The organism is Macrococcus sp. DPC7161 (assembly GCF_004117835.1).
Taxonomy (GTDB): Bacteria; Bacillota; Bacilli; order Staphylococcales; family Staphylococcaceae; genus SDSC01.
In genome coordinates, this window is the sequence record NZ_SDSC01000003.1 from 255,061 (window position 1) to 274,060 (window position 19,000).

The 19,000-nt window shown below is 32.7% G+C and carries 19 protein-coding genes and 1 pseudogene; 2 read left to right on the forward strand and 18 right to left on the reverse strand.

What is annotated here, in order from left to right; all coding sequences use genetic code 11:
- From ER639_RS06655 to ytkD, 17 genes and pseudogenes are all read right to left on the reverse strand, one after another.
- The gene (locus ER639_RS06655) at positions 1–495 is read right to left on the reverse strand and encodes an immunity protein YezG family protein (RefSeq protein ID WP_164993378.1); all 495 of its coding nucleotides are present in this window, start codon (positions 493–495) and stop codon (positions 1–3) included.
- Between the two features lies 1 nt (position 496).
- Positions 497–961 (reverse strand): annotated as a pseudogene (locus ER639_RS06660) (DNA/RNA non-specific endonuclease); the annotation flags it as partial.
- Between the two features lie 118 nt (positions 962–1,079).
- Positions 1,080–1,580 (reverse strand): immunity protein YezG family protein, encoded by a 501-nt coding sequence (locus ER639_RS06665; protein WP_129064992.1) that lies wholly within the window; start codon positions 1,578–1,580, stop codon positions 1,080–1,082.
- A gap of 5 nt (positions 1,581–1,585) precedes the next feature.
- Complete coding sequence (locus ER639_RS06670) at positions 1,586–3,520, reverse strand: DNA/RNA non-specific endonuclease (RefSeq protein ID WP_129064993.1); 1,935 nt, start codon at positions 3,518–3,520, stop codon at positions 1,586–1,588.
- An 8-nt stretch (positions 3,521–3,528) separates the two neighbouring features.
- Positions 3,529–3,837, reverse strand: coding sequence for a hypothetical protein (locus tag ER639_RS06675; protein WP_129064994.1), 309 nt, complete (start codon positions 3,835–3,837; stop codon positions 3,529–3,531).
- On the reverse strand, positions 3,830–4,495 hold the full coding sequence (locus ER639_RS06680; RefSeq protein WP_129064995.1) for a DUF5081 family protein: 666 nt from the start codon (positions 4,493–4,495) through the stop codon (positions 3,830–3,832). Before ER639_RS06680 ends, ER639_RS06675 begins: the two co-directional genes overlap by 8 nt.
- A 4-nt stretch (positions 4,496–4,499) precedes the next feature.
- Positions 4,500–4,835, reverse strand: a complete 336-nt coding sequence (locus ER639_RS06685; protein WP_129064996.1) for a virulence factor — start codon at positions 4,833–4,835, stop codon at positions 4,500–4,502.
- Between the two features lie 11 nt (positions 4,836–4,846).
- Positions 4,847–5,245, reverse strand: coding sequence for a hypothetical protein (locus ER639_RS06690; protein WP_129064997.1), 399 nt, complete (start codon positions 5,243–5,245; stop codon positions 4,847–4,849).
- Positions 5,246–5,266: 21 nt separating this feature from the next.
- Positions 5,267–9,613: a type VII secretion protein EssC gene (gene essC / locus ER639_RS06695; protein WP_129064998.1), complete on the reverse strand. Its 4,347-nt coding sequence runs from the start codon at positions 9,611–9,613 to the stop codon at positions 5,267–5,269.
- 8 nt (positions 9,614–9,621) lie between these two features.
- On the reverse strand, positions 9,622–10,896 hold the full coding sequence (gene essB, locus ER639_RS06700) for a type VII secretion protein EssB (RefSeq protein ID WP_129064999.1): 1,275 nt from the start codon (positions 10,894–10,896) through the stop codon (positions 9,622–9,624).
- A 17-nt stretch (positions 10,897–10,913) separates the two neighbouring features.
- A complete protein-coding gene (locus tag ER639_RS06705; protein WP_129065000.1) occupies positions 10,914–11,153 on the reverse strand; it encodes a hypothetical protein in 240 nt (79 codons plus the stop codon).
- Entirely contained in the window at positions 11,137–11,544 is a 408-nt protein-coding gene (locus ER639_RS06710) for a hypothetical protein (protein ID WP_129065001.1), read from the reverse strand. The genes ER639_RS06705 and ER639_RS06710 overlap by 17 nt, the downstream gene beginning before the upstream one ends.
- Positions 11,544–14,783, reverse strand: coding sequence for a type VII secretion protein EsaA (gene esaA, locus ER639_RS06715; protein WP_164993379.1), 3,240 nt, complete (start codon positions 14,781–14,783; stop codon positions 11,544–11,546). The genes ER639_RS06710 and esaA overlap by 1 nt, the downstream gene beginning before the upstream one ends.
- Positions 14,784–14,844: 61 nt before the next feature.
- A complete protein-coding gene (locus ER639_RS06720) occupies positions 14,845–15,141 on the reverse strand; it encodes a WXG100 family type VII secretion target (RefSeq protein ID WP_129065003.1) in 297 nt (98 codons plus the stop codon).
- A 741-nt stretch (positions 15,142–15,882) separates the two neighbouring features.
- Complete coding sequence (locus tag ER639_RS06725) at positions 15,883–16,254, reverse strand: IS110 family transposase (protein ID WP_129065004.1); 372 nt, start codon at positions 16,252–16,254, stop codon at positions 15,883–15,885.
- Positions 16,255–16,523: 269 nt separating this feature from the next.
- On the reverse strand, positions 16,524–17,330 hold the full coding sequence (locus ER639_RS06730) for an alpha/beta hydrolase family protein (protein ID WP_129065005.1): 807 nt from the start codon (positions 17,328–17,330) through the stop codon (positions 16,524–16,526).
- A gap of 4 nt (positions 17,331–17,334) precedes the next feature.
- Positions 17,335–17,784 carry an RNA deprotection pyrophosphohydrolase gene (ytkD, locus tag ER639_RS06735; RefSeq protein WP_129065006.1) on the reverse strand — a complete coding sequence of 150 codons (450 nt, stop codon included), beginning with the start codon at positions 17,782–17,784 and terminating at the stop codon, positions 17,335–17,337.
- 61 nt (positions 17,785–17,845) lie between these two features.
- On the opposite strand from ytkD, the gene ER639_RS06740 reads away from it, so the two are divergent.
- Together ER639_RS06740 and yidD are read left to right on the forward strand one after the other, a co-directional pair.
- Positions 17,846–18,616: a hypothetical protein gene (locus tag ER639_RS06740; protein WP_129065007.1), complete on the forward strand. Its 771-nt coding sequence runs from the start codon at positions 17,846–17,848 to the stop codon at positions 18,614–18,616.
- Positions 18,617–18,623: 7 nt separating this feature from the next.
- Entirely contained in the window at positions 18,624–18,857 is a 234-nt protein-coding gene (gene yidD, locus ER639_RS06745; protein ID WP_205757700.1) for a membrane protein insertion efficiency factor YidD, read from the forward strand.
- A 46-nt stretch (positions 18,858–18,903) separates the two neighbouring features.
- Here yidD and ER639_RS12565 read toward each other — a convergent pair whose 3' ends face one another.
- Positions 18,904–18,996, reverse strand: coding sequence for an IS3 family transposase (locus ER639_RS12565; protein ID WP_368665656.1), 93 nt, complete (start codon positions 18,994–18,996; stop codon positions 18,904–18,906).
- Positions 18,997–19,000: the final 4 nt, after the last annotated feature.

The window sequence follows — 19,000 nt, forward strand, 5'->3', positions numbered from 1 at the left end:
CTAATTTTGTTTACTGTTTTCTCTCTCTTTAAATGCCTTCATTTTCTCTAATTCTTCTATCGAAAATCTTGTGGGCTTGATTCCTAAATAATAATATTTAAAAAACGCCAAATATAGTGACGGCATTCCATATCGTTCTGTACTTGACCAATCTGCATAATCAAACTCTGTCGTCAATTTCATATTTTCGTCTACATGTAATATCACATTTGACCAGATAGGTTGATTATTTTCGCGGAAGATTTGTTGGAGATCTACTGCTAAATAAAAAAGCTTATCCCAATCTTTTCCATACTCCTCCATTGAATAACCTTCATAGATATCATACATATCATGACTATATATCCATTTTTTATCGATTCTATAGTAAAAGAATATACCTCCTTCTTTACCATTGATATCACCGTTGACATAAAATTCGTCCCATTCTTCTGGTATCATTTCATTTACATATTCAATAATCTCAATAATTTTATTATTAATTAATTGTTCCATTTTACGCTCCCTCATTCGCTATATTTTTAAAATGTTTTTCATCACCAATAGTATAATGAACTTTAAATCTGTCCGGTCTCAATGAATCACCACTATATACTGGTTCGATTTTAATTTGTACTTTTTGGGGCGGAGTTTCCTTTAACGCATCTGCCCAGTCCTTCTCCATGTCGTACCATTTACCATTAACCCTATTTATTTTGCTGTTCATCGGCACTAAGTTGTCCAAGTCACCACTACCACCGAACTGTGATGCGATTAAGTGTCCACCATCATCATCCTTCTTCCTGAACTCTCGTCCCACGACTCGCTGCATATAGGTCTTTCTCTTCGCTTTTTTCAGTACAAGTTCTGTCGCCTCGACATGTTTAATTCTACCAAATTCATCTGTACGATATAAATACCCTTCCGGTGTAATGAACTCAATATTAGGTTTAAGCTCTTTTCTTCGGCGCCATCCCCAATACGACCTGGTGTTCTGGTGTCGAAAATTTTTAACCCTCCTACTTTTTGAATATTCTCAAAATTTCATTCGAACATAAAGCGATAAGCTTTATACTTATCGCTTTATTAATCTTGACTATTTACCTTTGCTTGCTGTTTTCTTCATCTTTGAATGACTTCATTTCTTCAAAAAGCGCTTCATCAATATCCTCGAGTGGTAAATTTAAATATTCGTGTGTAAAGTAATCCATATACTGATACTCATTATATTTACTATAATTCCAATCCGCATAATCAAACTCCGTTGTAAGTTTCATATTCTCATCTACATTCAAGATAACTTTTGACCAGACTGCTTGATTATTTTCACGGAAGATTTGTTGAAGTTCTACTCCTAATTGAAATAACTTTTCTTGTTCAGCACTATATATTTCCGGAGAGTATCCTTCAATTTCAAATTGCATAGTTGCTGAATATTGCCATTTTTCTTTATTATCTTCTGTATTGTAGAAAAAATATATTCCACCTTCTCTATCATCTATATCCCCGTTTATATATAACTGATACCATTCTTCAGGTATCATGTCATTTGCTTGGTGTATTATTTCTATAACTTTATTAGAAATTAATTCATTACTCATTTGCTTTAGAACTCCTTTTCATTAATAATTGTTTTTTCAAAATATTTATTATCTACTGTAAATTTTACCTTAAATTTGTCTGGTCTCAATGATTCACCGCTATAAATTGGTTCTATTTTTACCCTTACTTGTTTTGGTGGTACCTCTTTTAAAGCATCAGCCCAAGTCATTTCCATATTGTACCATTGGCCACCTCTTCTGTTAATCTGACTATTCATTGGTACTAGATTATCAATGTCTCCGCTACCTGCAAACTGATCTCCAATTAAGTGTCCGCCATCATCATCCTTTCTTCTAAATATTCTGCCTGCAACTCTCTGCATATATGGCTTTCTCTTGCCCTTTTTAAGAAACAGATTATCAACTTCAACATACTTGATTCTACCTAAATCATCAGTACGATATAAATGACCTTCCGGTGTGACATATTCAACATTAGGTTTTAACGCTTTTCCATTTTTCCACATCATATGTTCTTTCTCTGTATAGTCCACTCTTGTGATTAGATGTGCATCATCTTCACCCACTTTAAGTTTCTTACCGTTATTCTTCGTCAGATCAATCGTTTGATCTCCTGCAGACACAGGATTGACCTTATGCTTTATATTGGATGCTGCCTTAGAGATATATTGCTCCATATCGCGCTTGCTGATCTTCTTGACTACATCTGTTCCGATTCCCGCATAAGCATACTGTGGTCTGACACCAAGCTTATTCAGTGCATCAGCGACTCGGTTATAACGATTGACCCCATGACTGGCTGCTTTCTGTACGACCGGCACCATCCTATCATCAACATACTGTGCAACTTTTTTCCCTTGATTCTGATACCACGCCTTTGTCGCATGTTGGATGGCTTCCTTCTTTCCTTCAACACGTTCAATCATCGATGCTACTCTGTAGCCTACGTCTGCCTTATCGATCATCTTCTGATACGACAATTTCAGTTTCATCATTTTTCCCGAGGCCATTCTCGAAGTTTCTTTCAAACCACTTTTAATAAACTGTCCAGCAGTTGTCTTTGCGGCTGTTTTCGCAGTCGCATTCAAGAACGGCTTTCCAACACCTTTGATGGCCTTTCCAACTGGAAGGATGGAGGCACCTTCAATGATACGTTCTGAGGTCGAATACTTTCTTCCGGTCATCAGATTCTTACCAGCAGCTACATTCGCTGCAGAGTACATCGTATATGTTGCCGCAGTTGCGGCTCCAGCAGGTGGTACGAAAAATGTAAGAACACCAATCCCTGCCCATACCGCAACATCTACAATCATCTCTACTCTTTCCTGTCTCTCCAATTCCAGTCGGGCTTCCTCTTCTGCCTTTAACCGTGCTCTCTCTTCCGTATAGCTTTCATATTCAAAGCTTGCACCTTTCGTCATCATATCCTGAAAATCTTCACGTTTCAGATCTTTAAAGTCCTTCTGCTTAATCGCATTCTGATAGCTCTGGTCGATGACCTTCTGGATGTGCGGTTCACTTTCAAGTAGTTCCTCTAAGTTAAATACGTTATCAGCTTTATACGCTTTAGTATCAGAAATTGTCAGCACGCCATCGGCACCATATGTTCCACCTTTAGCAGCACTTCCATGCTTGATCACAATTTTATTGATATCAACATTTGAGACATTATTCACGAAGTTATCCAGTGCAGTGCAGAATGGATCATCGATCTTCTCTTTCAGCTGTTTATCAATATTCGCCGTATAGTCGTGCATCGCATCTTCGTAGAACCGCATCATCTTACGCCCTGTCGGTGCCACTTCTTCTGCATTAAGTGTACATACCCCATCTTCATCATGTGCCCTAATGGCACCTCTTGCGCTCGTTATCGCATCATCAACTTTTTCAAAGTCCTCTGATGTCACGGCTTCAATGATGGATTCCATTATACGAAGTTCTGATTCATAATCACTTGTTCTATAATAGATTGAACTCATCACACCATCTACCCTTCTATATTATTAACTAACTTAGCAAATTCGTTACCCCAATGTTCATCAGCTTCTGCAAATTCTCTTGCAGAAAAACCAATACCTTCAGATATTAATCCAAATTTCCCATTCAAATTGTTCAATATAGCCAGAACCGCTTCATATGCCCCCATACTTTTACTTGCTTTAACACTTTGATAATAGTTGTTATTTACAACTTGCTCAAATTGAGTAATACATTCTCCATACTTTTCATCTATTTCTTGAAGCTTCATGATGATTTGATACAATTCTTCAGGATCGACTGTAACTTTTTTAGACATGTTCTTCACTCATTTCTTTAGTGAAACCTAAACATTCAAATAGCATCGAAGTAATTACAGCAATATGAATGTTATACGTTTCATTTTTTTTTGGATAATATATGAACAATAAATCAAATTGTTCATATATTTGATAAATCGTATGTTTACTTTTGGAATGGATATTGATAATTTCAATTTCAATAGCATCAGATATGGTGCTGATATCTGCCTCATCAATCAGTTTTAATGCATCTTCGCCAATTGTTCTAAATCTAAAATCGTTTGTCTCTTCTTGTCTTAATAATATTGGATATTGATCTAATATCGAAGACCAAACTGCAGCTCGGTCTGCGATTCTAATTTGAAATTTATTCTCTTCAAATCTACTTAGAAAAAAATATCTATTTTCAATTGAGATAGATGGAGAGAATTGTATATCTCCAAATCTAATATTGTATGGATGTTTACAGTATTCCTTTATTTGATGTGCAACCTTTATACCATTTTCAGTTAAATTGAGTTCTTCTGTTAATAATTCTTTAGAAATTAAAGCCATTTTAGCTTCTTCATAGTTACGTGGCGGTGCAATTTCAAAATGAATTAATGGTATATCACTGTTACTTAATAACTTCAGTTCTTCATAAGTGAAATAATCATCTCTATTTATCTGCATCATACGCTTATAGATTAACCTCTTTCAATTTTTTTGTAATTGAGAGATTGTCATATTCTGATAAATTTCCTTTAAGCTCACTTATCGCTTTAACATGTTCATCCATCGTCGGAGATATCATCATTTGAAAAGTTGTTGCTGTTTTAAGTATATCAACAACCTTGTTTTTAAATTCACCTTCCCAACTTGAACCTTCGATGTAATTACATAACTCTTGTGTCATCTTAAATGCTTCATTAAATGATTGCTTAGCAGCTTCTGCATTCTTTAATGCTGTTGAAATTTCATCTTCTTTAGCTCTTATCCCTTCAAAGGTGGCAGTACATACTTCAACATTACTCATAACGCTCTCTCCTATCCAAAAATTTTATTTTGATAGTATTCTTTTCTTTCATTTGCTGATCTGATACATAATTCAATACTATTTTTAGCCTGTTCGGATTTTTCAGTTAATTCATTAAGTTTGTTTAGTAATAATTTCTTTTTATTATTATAAATAATATTAGGGTTATCCGATTGAATCGACAAAGCATTATTTTGAGCTTCACTTTTGGCTGTTTTCATCTTTTTAATGGACGTATCAATCTTCGCTTTTTCCATTTCAAGTTTAAAAACTAATGTTGCATACTCTGCTGCTTTTCTCCCGTATTCCATCCTTTCAGCTATTTCACTCGCAATTTCTGAAGCGTACTTCTTTATTTCTTTTGCATCTTTATATCGGGCTTTTACAAAACGTTCAATTTCTTCAAACATCATTGAACCTCCTCGAATATGTTATTCAAACCATCTCATTTTGAAATATTCATTATTATTAATATAATATGCTTCCAACTCTTTTAAAGGTTGCTCGCCAGTTATATATCCAAAGTTTATTACTTGCTGATCTGTAATCCGTATACCTAATACCATTTGAGAAATTGTTTTTTTGGCAATGTCAAATTGGCTTTCATATGATTCTATTGAAGATTTATGTGCACCAGTTAAGATTAATGTTACACCGAATTTATGCCCTGATGTTAATATCGTTTTTATTTCACTATCTGTTATATTTGTTGTTTTTATAAATGATTTAAAATCATTTATAAAATAGACAGAGTGTTTGGATGAAGCAATGCCATTTTTTCTATTTTCAATTTCTGTTAATAATACTTCTTTCATTGTTTCGAATCCTTCATCACTGTTGAAATACAAATCTGCATTATCTTGATAGATATCGTATTCACCATTAAAGTCCGCAATAATAAATGAATATTTATCTCTTAAATCTTCTATACTTCGTAACATCGTCTTAGCAATATGAGATGTTTCACTCGGCCTTTCACTTGTAATTACGGCATGTTTATTAATATCTATCGCAATAACATTAACATTGTTGTATTCAAGACCAATTGGAACCTTTCCTTTTTCAAGATATTCTTCAAATTGATAAACTTTCGCATTTGTTTCATAATCCATGCTTTCAGGCATCATCGGAACTTTTTTAGGAAGCGCTTTATTATAATTATTATGCATTTCTTTAATTTCATTTTTAATTGCTTCATTCACTTGAATTTCTTGATTATATGCAAGTGGAATTTGGAATATTGTTTTATTGTCATCGTTCATTATAGCTCTACCAATTATATCTGGAGACTCAAATTTCATTGTACCAATTACGTTGCTTAATTCTGATTTATCAAATAAGTGTAATGCAATCTTAGTTTTAATATTGGTTATCAATTGCATTCTAAGAGCATTTGCTCTTGAAGCTGTAGAAATTAAATGAATATTCAGAGCCAAACCTTCTCTAGATAATTTCATTAGTAAAGTTTCAAATGATTCTTGTATAGGTGTATCTTTGATACCATCATAATTATCTATAATTACAAATATATTAGGTATTATTTCTGAAGTAACCTTTTCGTAATCATTCATAGATACAACTCTATATTTACTTAGAATTTGTTTTCTTTCATTTATCAAGTCGTTTAAAATTCGTATCACTTTCTTAATCTTTTCTTGTTGATCGATAGTGAAGTAATCCGCAACATGCGGGAAATCTACCATTGGCATTAACCCGTTCGTACCGAAATCAAATAGATACATATGTGCTTGATCTGGCTGTTGATGTCTTGCGATATAAGTAATTATATTGTGCAGAAACGTCGTTCTACCATATCCCGGACTTCCAATCAATGCGATATGACCTGTTTCATCAACAGAACGAATTAACGGTGCCTGCAACTGCTCTTCCGGTACATCTTTATACCCAAACAACAACTCTATCTTACGCCTATCACCTCTCCATAATTTCTTAAAGTCTGTCTCAACAAGCTCCTCCTGGTAAATCACTTTCTTAAGTGGCGGTAACCATGGCGTCTTAACCTTCGTCACTTGAAGCGCATCATTCACACGCTTAACCTCATCAATCACCGCTTCAAGCTCCGTCTTCGTCTCAACAACCTTCCCTTCATCCAACCCGCTTAAATCTCTCGTCACGTTCTCATACTGACCATAATGATTAATCTGATACAACGTCTTATCTATCGTCTTACTACTATCATCCGGAGCGTAATTCGCACCACTCCATGCAGACTGGAACAACTCATAAATCTCATTATTCCCGACTTGCAAATACGCTCTACCAGGCAATGTAATATCCGCTGCATCCGGCGTCTTTAATATTTCATTTGAGTCTTGTTTATTCTGCACCTTCAGTGCCAATTTAAACTTAGAGTTCGACCATATTTGATCATTCACAACCCCTGATGGCTTCTGTGTTGCAAGAATAAGATGAATCCCTAACGAACGACCAATACGTGCTGTCGACACAAGCTCTTTCATAAAGTCAGGCTGTTCTTGTTTCAGTTCAGCAAACTCATCAGATATTAAAAACAAGTGCGGCATCGGTTCAAGCTGCTTCCCGTCCTGAATAAGCTTATGGTATTGATTAATATGATTTACTTCGTTCTCGTTAAACAATCTCTGACGTTTTTTTAACTCTGCTTTAATACTTGTCAATGCACGCATACTACTTGCACCGTCTAAGTTTGTAATTGTCCCGACTAAGTGTGGTAAGTCTTTGAATAAGTTCGCCATCCCTCCACCTTTATAGTCAATCAGTAAAAATGCTACTTCGTGTGGATGAAAGTTCACAGCAAGTGATAATATGTAGGATTGTATAATCTCAGACTTCCCTGAACCTGTCGTTCCGGCAATTAACCCGTGTGGTCCATGTGCTTTTTCATGTAAGTTCAAGTGTACAATATCATCTTTCCCTCGAACCCCGAGTGGTACTGCCATGTTTTTATAGGATTGGTTTTCTGTCCATCTCTTCTCTATATCCAGTTCATATGTATACTTCGCTTTATATAACTGCATAAAGCTGATTGATTCAGGTATAGTATTCTTCAAGTTTTCTACATGATTAATGTTGGCGAGTTTGCGATAGAGCTTTTCTTTGTCAAATTGTTCATCTAATAATGCCGGTGTCACATGTTCGTTAACAAGTGTTTCATTATGCATAATGAGTTCCGCATGCGTTTCCGTCTTCATATCGATTACAGTAACAACGTGTTCTGGTAATGTTTCATATACATCATCGATAAAGATTAATGAAATACCATACTTCGTTAAATCCATATTGATGTATTCCAGTATGACATGGTCCATCAGCAGCCCCATGTCTGAGATCACCATTACGTAGTGTGGTAAAAACTGCACTTCTTCTCTCGTTTGTTCATTCTGTTTATTCATACGTTCTTTAATGATGCTGTAGAATGACGTTAGTACTTGATCTCTCGTTCGTTTATCATGAACGAGTCCTCTCGTATGTATCGCATTAATATGGAAATGCTTCAGCCATCTCATATTATTTAATGTGTTGTATTCACTTGTTTTCATACAGAATAGAAATTGCACGTCATGATAACTGTGAAATGTTGCTAACTCGAGTACCATATGTTCAATATGGTTTAATATGAAATGTCTGTTGCCGATATAACCAATCGGACCTTCCATCAATGAAATCGTAACAGGTGCATCATCGATTGATTGATATGTTTCGTTTAATTGATTTGCTTTTTCTACGAGTGGGTCTTTTTCTTTAACAAAATCATCTTTGCGATAATCGATTTCAAAACTTGTCGGTACCCTTCCCGTTCCGATTTGATAATGCAGGAAATCATGATGCTTTCTTGTTTTTTCAAAGATACGTACGGAGTATTCCGATATAATTTCTTTAATTTTATGCATATCCGGGAAGTGATACGCACGTGCGCTTCGTTGTTCACGCGTTAATGCAAATAATTGTCTCGTCTTATCTTTTAAGTATCTTGTATATGTTACTTCACGCGTTTTCGTATCTTTTTGAAACTTATTCTTATCAGATACATATTGAGAAATACTCATAATAATTGTTACGATACTCATTCCGAGCATCATTATGATATATATGCCTGTCGGTCTGAAAATGAATACGACGATTGTTAAAATGATCATAACGAATGGTGGGATAATCATACGCCATAGCCCATTATTGGACCTCGTAGGTTTTGAAGGCACTTTTTCGATTACAACTTTGTCTGTTGGTTCACGTCTTATAATCCTTGGTTTTCTTCTATACTCATTTGTGTTGATCTGTATATTTGCTTCGATTTCATTTAATGATGTTTCAATTTGTGCTGTCGTATAGATTTCCAGATAATCTACTTTATAAATAAATAATGTATCATCGATATACCATTCGTCACCATTGCTTAATGTGACGGGTGTATTACTCAAACTATAGTTTATATATAGTGGCGCTTCACACATTAATGTTGCGCACTGTATTACTTTATCCTGCTCAAGTAATAGTTGATGATGGAATGGCTGTAAGTTAATCTCACTATGTTTCGCCTGTCCGATTTCAATGAATTGTTTATTGAATTCAAAACTTTGGAATGTATCATATGCTGTTATCCTGTAAAGTTCAATTGTATAAGTTTTCGCAAATTCAATTCGTGTATCGTTTATATATACTTCTGTTGCTTCACGTGTTACAACTTTAACTTTTAGCGTACCATTAAGCGTATAATTACCTTCCTCAGTTATGTTCAATCCATATAGCTTGTTATCTTTCAATGCTCTTATTTTAATCATGCCATCACCTACTTGCTTTTATCATCTGACTTTTTTGTCTCTTGTGCTTTTTCTTTTGCTGTTTCTTTATTTTTTTGTGCTTCTTCTTCTGCTTTTGCTTGCTCTTCTTTTTTTCGCTTTTCTTCATCTTTGATTTCTTTTTCTTTAGATATGATTTGATCAAGCTTTTCCTGGAATGGTTTAATCTTCTCTTCACGTTTATCAGAATCTAAATCTTCACCTTTAATTTGATTAATCAAATTAATAAGTGCGAGCTTCTGCATATCGTTACTACCAATAATTTCAGCGGTGTTCAATGCTTCTTCATACTTTGAATGCCCCATTTTATACCAATACTTAAGTATGTCTTCTCTAGCATTCACTGAAACCATGTTTTTAATTTGATTAATCTGATCATCATCTAAGCCTTGTTCATTAACATTTAAGTAACTTTCTGCATATATATATAGTTCGTTATTCGTTAAGTTTTTCTCGTTAACGCTTTTATATGTATCTAGTACACTACTGTAGTTTTTATTTTCATATTGCTGATAGGCTGTTATGATACTTTGTTTAATTTTATCTGTATGGAAAAAGTTGAACGATAAGAATCCTGCTGCAACTGCCAACAGTATCGCAGCAGTAATCATGCCATATTTAAAAAAATTGAATTTTTTCTTTTCATAATATTGATAATTTTTGTTGAAATAAGCTTTTTCTTCAATGAAATTCGTTTCCAGAAGTGTCTCTATCTGTAAGATATCATTCGCCTCATTAATTTGTTCCATAAATGGACTTAGTTTAACATCAGGTTGTACACCTTCCATCAATTCTTCAAATTGAAGCTTATTATCAAATACATGCATGATCAAAGCTTTGTAGTATTTAACGAAGTCTGTTTCTGTTAATTTCGTAGGTGGAATTTTATTTTGTATACCGCGAACTTTGAGTTTCGGTATGCCATCTTTTGAGAAGTATATGTTGTCAGGTTGCAATAGGAACGTATATCGCGTATCTAATAGTTGGTAAAGTGAACGAATATTTAATAAATATCGCAGTTTATCTTTTCTTTCAAATGTATGTATATCATTGAACGAAATATCACCTGGTAACAATGAATACATTACTTCATAATGATCTGGAAGTGTTTCTAGTGATGCATCCATCAAGTTTTGATGTGGTTTTACCAATAAAGATAAATCAATAGGTGATGCATTTATGGCATCACTTTTTAATATCTCTGAAGTCATTGGTGCAACGGTTTCAATTTGTTGTTCATTTGATTGTGTCATTCGTTTCTTCATAACATTCACCTAATTTCTTAAAGTAAGATTAATAAATCACCATTGCTAATTACTTGTTCTGATACAATATCATCCGGTGTCATTACAATACCTTTATTCAAATTCTTAAAAATCGGGTAATTCAGTGAGACATCAATCTGATATGCATCACAAACAAGTAGATATAATTCATTGAAAGTAATGAATTCAGGAATGGACAGATCATATTTTTCTTTCGAATTTATCATTTGAAATGTAATATCAATATGATTCTTCATGTTTTCTCCTTCTCATAAAATGATTAATGCAATAAATAATAAATCCTGTAAAAATAACGATGACACTCCACATTAATAGTAGAGAGTCATCTTCTTGCACCAACCTTTCAGGTCTATCTACAAAAGTTTCTTCGTTTGTGAAGAGTAATTGTTTAGATTGGTTCACATCTTCAATTTGTTGGGAACTGAAGATATTGTTTTTTAATGCTTTGTTTTCTTGTGATTTTTTACTATCAATCAACTTCTGCATCGTATCAGTATCTTCCGTAAATAACTCAACACCATGTTGATTGACATCAATTTCCTGGCGTTTTTGTTGTGTATTTCCTTCATCAATATCTATATGTAGTGAAGACTGAAGCATCAATGCCATCAGCAAACTTTTTAACATTAGATCATCACCTGTTTTTTAAATTGTTTACGTATTAAATTCAGAACAGCAAATACTGCAAGTGCGAAAGTAAGACCAACAATATAAAGCGTGATACTGTATTCACCTGATAAATAATTAAAGAACATTCGGTCAACATAATTCAGCGGTGACAATGAGGCGTTCAGTAATCCAGTTTTAAATTGAGACAATCCTTCTAATGTTAATAAATAGAACGATAATATTATTAATGAAATTAACATACCAATTGACTTTAATTGTCTTAACATAAATGTATTGAACAACGTAAAGACAATTGCTGTTAGTATTATCAGCATTGTAAATTTAAACTGTCCTTCTGTAATACCGATTTTGTTTATTCCGATAATACTTGAAAGAATGCCAAGTAATCCCGCTAATGCAAGTGCAATTACAGTAATCATCATATTACGTTTAAGCGGTGTCATTACTGAGTACTTATCTTTAAATAATGATTCGATATGATTTGTCTGTTCGTATGATGAGATAAAATACCCAATTAATAGTGAGAATATATACATGAATAATACGATATAAATCGGACCGTCGTATTTCTTCTCGGCTGGTATTGCTTTAGCGACATTTCCTAATGTATCTCCTTCTAATGGCATTCCTACAAATGTCTTTAAATCTTCATTAGGTTGACCGTTTTTCTTAGCATTCTGAAATGCCTGTGTAAAGTTATCTTTGAACTTACTTTCTGACTTCAAATTTTCTTCCATCGTATTATTAAGTTGATTTGCCTTGTCACTTAGTGCTTTCCCTTTAGATTCAATTTGACTTGAATCATCTTTTAATGATGATAGCTGTCGTTCAATTTCAGAACTGATTGTAGTCGATTGTTCTGTCTGATCTAGTAACTGTAATGAATCATTCATCAAATTAGTAATATCTTCACTCAATGATAACGTTACGTCTGCAGCATCATTTGACTCAGTAATATTTACATCAATCGGCTCTGATGATTGATCAGATAACACATCATTTATTGACTGACTCATTTCATTCATTTGCGTCTGACTTTCATTCTGAAGAGTTATTGACTGTTTGAAATCATCTACAAATTGCTGTTGTTCCTCTTTAAGTGCTTCAATCGATTGATTATATAATTCATTTTCCTTATTAAATGCTTCAATTTGTGCATTTAATGGTCCATAAATTTCATCAGTTAATAATTGAACAAACATATCAATACTTTCTGCTTCAGGATTATCTGTATTCACTCTAGGTGTAATATTGTTATAAATGTTAAACAGCGCATCTGTACCAGTAAAGTCTATCAATACATTATCATTTGCATTTCCTTTAATAGATGTTTGAAGTAGCACTTGTTCGTTTATCTCATAATAATATGATTGATTATCCTGAATTGTTTTACTGTTTCCATCGTTATTCTTTACTACTTGCACTACTTTGATCTGTCCACTATTTAAATTTTCCATCGATACTTGTTTTACCGCACTTTCAGTAGTTGGCATTTCTGTTGTCGGTTCTTGTGCAGAATCAGTAGACGGTTCATTTGTTACTTGTTCACTTGTCGGGTTTTCATTTGTTGGTGCTTCTGTCGTTTTAATTTCAGAGCTAGATACTTCATCAGTAGGTGTTTCTGTTGGCGGAACTGTTTCTGTCGTTGATTTGTTTAAATTACCCTCAACGATAAATTGATATGATGCACGCGTTAAATTACTGCGCTTTGGAATCATATTACCTTCGACTGACAATGTTGAATTTGAAGGTATGTTACCTAGATTTATTACGCCATTTTGAATTGGTCCGATAATATTTCCATTAATTTTAACTTGTCCTTTATAATTAAAATCAGGATCTAAAGTAACTGTAAGTTTACCGTTATTCATCTCTGCAAGTGTTTTAGAGATAGAAATCGGAGTAGCAGTCGTTTCATTCTCATCGTAATCACTTTGTCCTGATAAATCTGTATCTCCGTATGTATAGTGATATTCAGGATGTGCATTTTGGAAATCAAATGACTGATTAATCAACTTAATAAGACTTTGTTTAACATTATTAGGTAACTGAGATTGCTTTACATTTTCTATGTTGTGTGTTGGCAGATGATTAATCGCATTTACAATACTTTCTTCAACTTGCAATTTCAATTCATCTTGTTTCACTTTTTCATTAGCAATGATTTCATCTATTTTATTTTTATAATCTGAATCCATCAATGCCAGCATTTCTTTAACTTTTTGTTCATAATTTTGTTTTACAGTCTCGTCAACTGCAAGTAGAGGCTGCTTTCCATTATCTAAATTATCATAAAATCGATTCAATTCATTTTCAAAATTGTTATTAAAGACGACTGACTCAGAACGCTCTGGTTGGCTTCGAACTAAACTTTGAACAGCTTCAATCATCTGTTGATTTGATTCATTGTTGGATTCAATTACGCGTGAGAGAATATTTGATTGCTCATCATAAATTTCCTGATTCTTTGCAATAACTGAATTTACCTTTTCATCAATTGGTGTCGTATTAACACCGAGTAATGTTGATCTAAAATCGTTATAGTTTTGATTCATCGTTTCATTCCACTTTGAAATAATTGCGTTAGATTGTAATGAATAATCGCCATAATCAATAAAGTCTGTACCGAATTCAGCAATTGGCACTAAAAGCTGCTGATTAAATGTATTTTGAAGTGCAACGTGATTTTCATAATTTTTATCGACTTCTTTTTGAGCATTCATCATATTTTGAATAACGCTACCAAAGTAGATTTTTACTAATTTATTATTATAAGCACTTGCAGTTTCATTCGTAAATTTCTCTAGTAAGAGCGCAAGTTGCTTGTTGTTTTCAGTGTTATATTTAAATTTTATATTGAGTTTTTTTGGTGAATTAGTAGAAAATGACGTTGCATTTTTACTAAAGTCGTCAGGAATTAAAATCATTACATTATATAAATTATCTTTTAAGCCATTCTCAGCAATAGCACGATTCACTACAACAGCGTTCGGATTATTTTTTACGACATCTGCTGCGAAATCTTCACCAAACTTCAAAGTATTATCCCCTTGCTTTACAGGGATATCCTCATTGACTATGGCGACGTTAATATCATCATATTTTTTATCTTTCTTATCAGTTGTTTGTTTGTTAGGCTGAACAGTCGTTTGATTATTATGCCAAACAAAGTACGCAGCAAAAGAAATTAATGCAATAGTAACTAAAGTAATTAAAAACGCTATTTTCTTATTCATATGTAAACCTGCCCTATATTTTTTAAAAAAGCCATGCAATATTTGCATGGCTGATCAAATTTTAGTTTAAACCAAAATTTTGAGATAATTGCTGATCTGTGTCTGCAACAGCTTGTGCAGTGTTGTTTAATTGTTGGTTAATATCGTGTAGTAATTGACTGAAGTTTTCAACTTTAGGTTTTAGTTGATTGAATTGTTCATCGAATTTCTGGAATGCAGTACCTTCCCACATAGATGCAATTTCACCTTGTAAAGAAGTTAATTGACTTAAAATATCTTGGATTTGCTCTCCACTTCTTCCATAAGTTTGCGCTTGACTCTTCAACTGCTCGGGAGTCATGGTAATTCTTCCTGACATAGTAAACCCTCCAATTATTTTTATTTTTGTATACTACAATCCATCCATCATATGAATAGTAAAATATAACTTCTTATGATTAATTAGTAAAGTATACAAAAATATTATACGCTTTTTACTTTTAAAGTTGAAGTCCCTTAAATTCCCATGCACATTTTGTGACAAATATCTAGAAATCACTGTTATATCAACGATTACAGACATTCATGTAAATAAAATTCACTTTATCAAAATCAAATAAATTATATCAATATAATTTATTTGAATTCTCTTTTTTTGATTTTATTTCCTATATATGTAATTAAATCAACTAAAATATGTATGTATTCGCCTCATTATTTTAAAATTATGTTACGTTTGTAAAGAAAGTAAATGAACATTTGATTACGTGTAAATTTAAAATTTTATATCAAATTTTTGTTATTTTTTTGTAATTTATAAAACCCTTTATATAAAAGGGTTTAAACCGAATTTTTAGAAAAATATTATAAATTCTAAAAATTATATCACTTAAACAAATTGTTATTAATTAACATTTTATAAAAAATATAGAAATAAAATAATAGTCTGGGACATAAGTAACTAAATCTTCGATTTAGACCAGACAATTTAAAAAGCGAAAACCGAATTTTTCGGCTTTCGCTTTTTTATATACAAATAAAAAGACACTACTTTATAATGTAAGTAACTACACATACAAAATAAAAGGAGTGTCTTTATGTTTAAAAATTATAACACAAATCAAATTACTCTACCAATGGATTTTATATATATGTCCTTAGAAAGATTTTTAGAAGGTCTTTTATTAAAGTTTTTTGCCAATAAAGCAAGTTTGTGTGCATCAGATTTATCGGTTTTCCAAGTTCTAAGTGTAGTTGTTAAAAATTTAGCTTCTAAAGGATTTATCATACAGTGTGAAATATTGTTTTCTTTATAAAAACGTTGAATAACTTTAGAGTATATCCCAGCCGATTCAAAGAGAAAATAAACACCTGCATATCCTTTAATATATTCATTTAATGCATCAAAACCATCTTTATTGTGAATTAATTCAAATTCTTTCTTAAATTCATTATTACAATAATGAGCTACATAACTTTTTCCTTTCCCCACGTCAATTCCAAAATATTCGATGTTAATCAATCCTATTTGCTTAAATTAAGAAGTTTTACTTCGCTAGGCCATATTTTGTTCATTTTCCTATACACGATCTCAACGGACCCAACATACTAAAATCGAATTAATAAGGAGAGTGAAGTTCTCCAGTTTATAATACGGATTCTAAGATCCTAGAGGCTGGTCGGAGTACTTCTCTCTACTACTATTTCATAATTGATAAAATTATGCCAACGGCATAAAAACAATTAAAAAAGTAGCGATGTTTATCTACTGTCGTAGATTACTTCGCTACTAATCTTAGTATGTTTTTTATTATTCGATTCAACTGCTTCAAAAAATTCTAATATCGATCCTAATGTTTTTTCAAGTGCCTTTTCACTCAATACATGTGGTTCATTTGGAATAATATACATTTCATGTGGTACGTTCAATGCATTTAATTTCTCATCTAACATATAGGCGTGTTTCACTCCAACATTTGTGTCTTCTTCTCCGTGTATGATCATGATTGGTGGTGCGTTTGTCGTAATATGATTAATGGCTTCACGTTTGTCATATTCATTCGGTACTTCATGAATATCTCCTACTAATTTATGCAACATCCCTCTGAGGTCCTTACGTTCTTCATACATATAATAAATGCTTGATACACCACCCCAAAAGACAAATGAATTTACTTGTGCTTTTTCAAATGTGAGTAAACCTTGTAAGCCACCTCTTGAAAAGCCAATAAAATGTATCGGCACATCTGGATAATTCATTTGAAGTAATCGCACTAAACTGAGTACATCTTCTTGATCACTGCCACCAAATTCATCTTTACCGTTACCTTCATATCCTCTATAATATGGTCCAATTACCATTGTGTCTGGATATGCAAATTGCATAAGGCGTGCAGTCCTTATTTGTCCCACATTCCCTTTACCACCGCGTAAATACATCACGATTCTTTTAACTGCATTTGGTTCATACATTAATGCTTTCACTTTTAATTTATCACTTTTATAAGTCACTTTGTAAAACTTTTGTTGTAATGTTTCATCAAATAATCCTACTTTATTGATCCACATACAATCACTTCTTTTCTTTGATATAATCTACAAGATATAAAATACAAGCATCCTTTAATAAGAAACTTTTATCTTCGTCTTTAATTTCATCTAACGTTGATGTAAGTACAGGTCCATAAGTTTCATGATAATGTTGATTATGATCCATCGTTTCAACTTCTACATAAAATACATCTTTAGAAAAAGGAACATCGCCGCATACAGTATATGTTCCAATCATTTCATAAGATTTTGCTTTCGCTCCTGTTTCCTCATACAATTCTCGATGCATTGCTTCAATGGTTGTTTCACCTTGATTTACTTTCCCACCTGGAAATTCAATACCTCTTCTTTTATGATGTGTTAATAAATATTGATCTTTATATTTTGTAAGCATCAACACATGGTCATGCTTTGGTGTATTTTGATTTAAATCTAATTTAACGGTGATTCCGTGTTCATCTATAAATTCCATTTAGTGTTCCCCTTAAGTTATGATAAAATGGCTGTATATTAAAATTAAAAAAGAGGTCGCTATGAAAAAGCTTATCTACTTATTTATCATAACATTAATATTGGTGGGTTGTTCACAGGAATCTACAAAAAAACCGCTCACAAAAGATGAAACCATTAAATTAATACAAAAAACAATCAAAAATACAAATAGTATAACGGTTCATGCTGACAATACAACGACAGTCACTTATGATAAATTTACGACGAAATTCGATGAAACATTAGATTCAAAATACGATACAATCAATCAAAGTGCACTGAAAGTGACGGCGCAATCGAATAATACAAAATTTAAAGTAAAACCTTATATTTATAACTTAAGTAAAAACAACGAAATGATTTTCCCTGAAACGAATTACATTAGCTACCGTGCTCAATTGGCTGACCGTAACTATTTACAAGACTTACAAGCAGATGTTGTCAATTTAACGGACATTGTTCAAGATGTGATTAAGAAAGATAGCAGTGATATCGTCCTTAAAGACAATACATTTTCTTATGAAGGAAAATCTGAATCGATACAATCATTATATGAATATGGATTCCATTTTAGTAGCATGCATCAAATCAGTTTATTTAATCAAATTACAGATTTGAAAGTCGTTAGTGGCAAATATACTATCGATTTATCACCAACAAATAAATTTATGAAGCAACTTGATTTTGAAGTGACAATGACTGGAAAAATTAAAAGTAAACCTGTTACAATTAAGATGAAACAGGAAACGCAATATAAAGATTTTAATAAAACAGATGTTACGCCTTATAAAGAAGACGAACTATCGGAATAGAGGCATTATGAAAAAAATATTAATCGCAATTATTAAATTTTATAGAGCATACATTTCACCAATGACACCACCAACATGCCGCTTCACCCCTACGTGTTCTCAATATGGATTAGAAGCCATTGAAACACACGGTGCACTAAAAGGTGGCTATTTAACGATTAAACGCATTTTAAAATGTCATCCTTTACATCCAGGTGGTATTGATCTAGTACCTGAAAAGAAAGATAAACATAAACATTAAAAAAGAACCGTACAGTTGTAGTGAACCCAAAAAGTTGAACTTTTTATTAAGCTACTTTCATTAAAGCAAGATTTCTGTATTCTACAGGAGTCTTGCTTTTTAATTTTCTCTTCTTTCTAACGAAATTATAATATTCCATATAA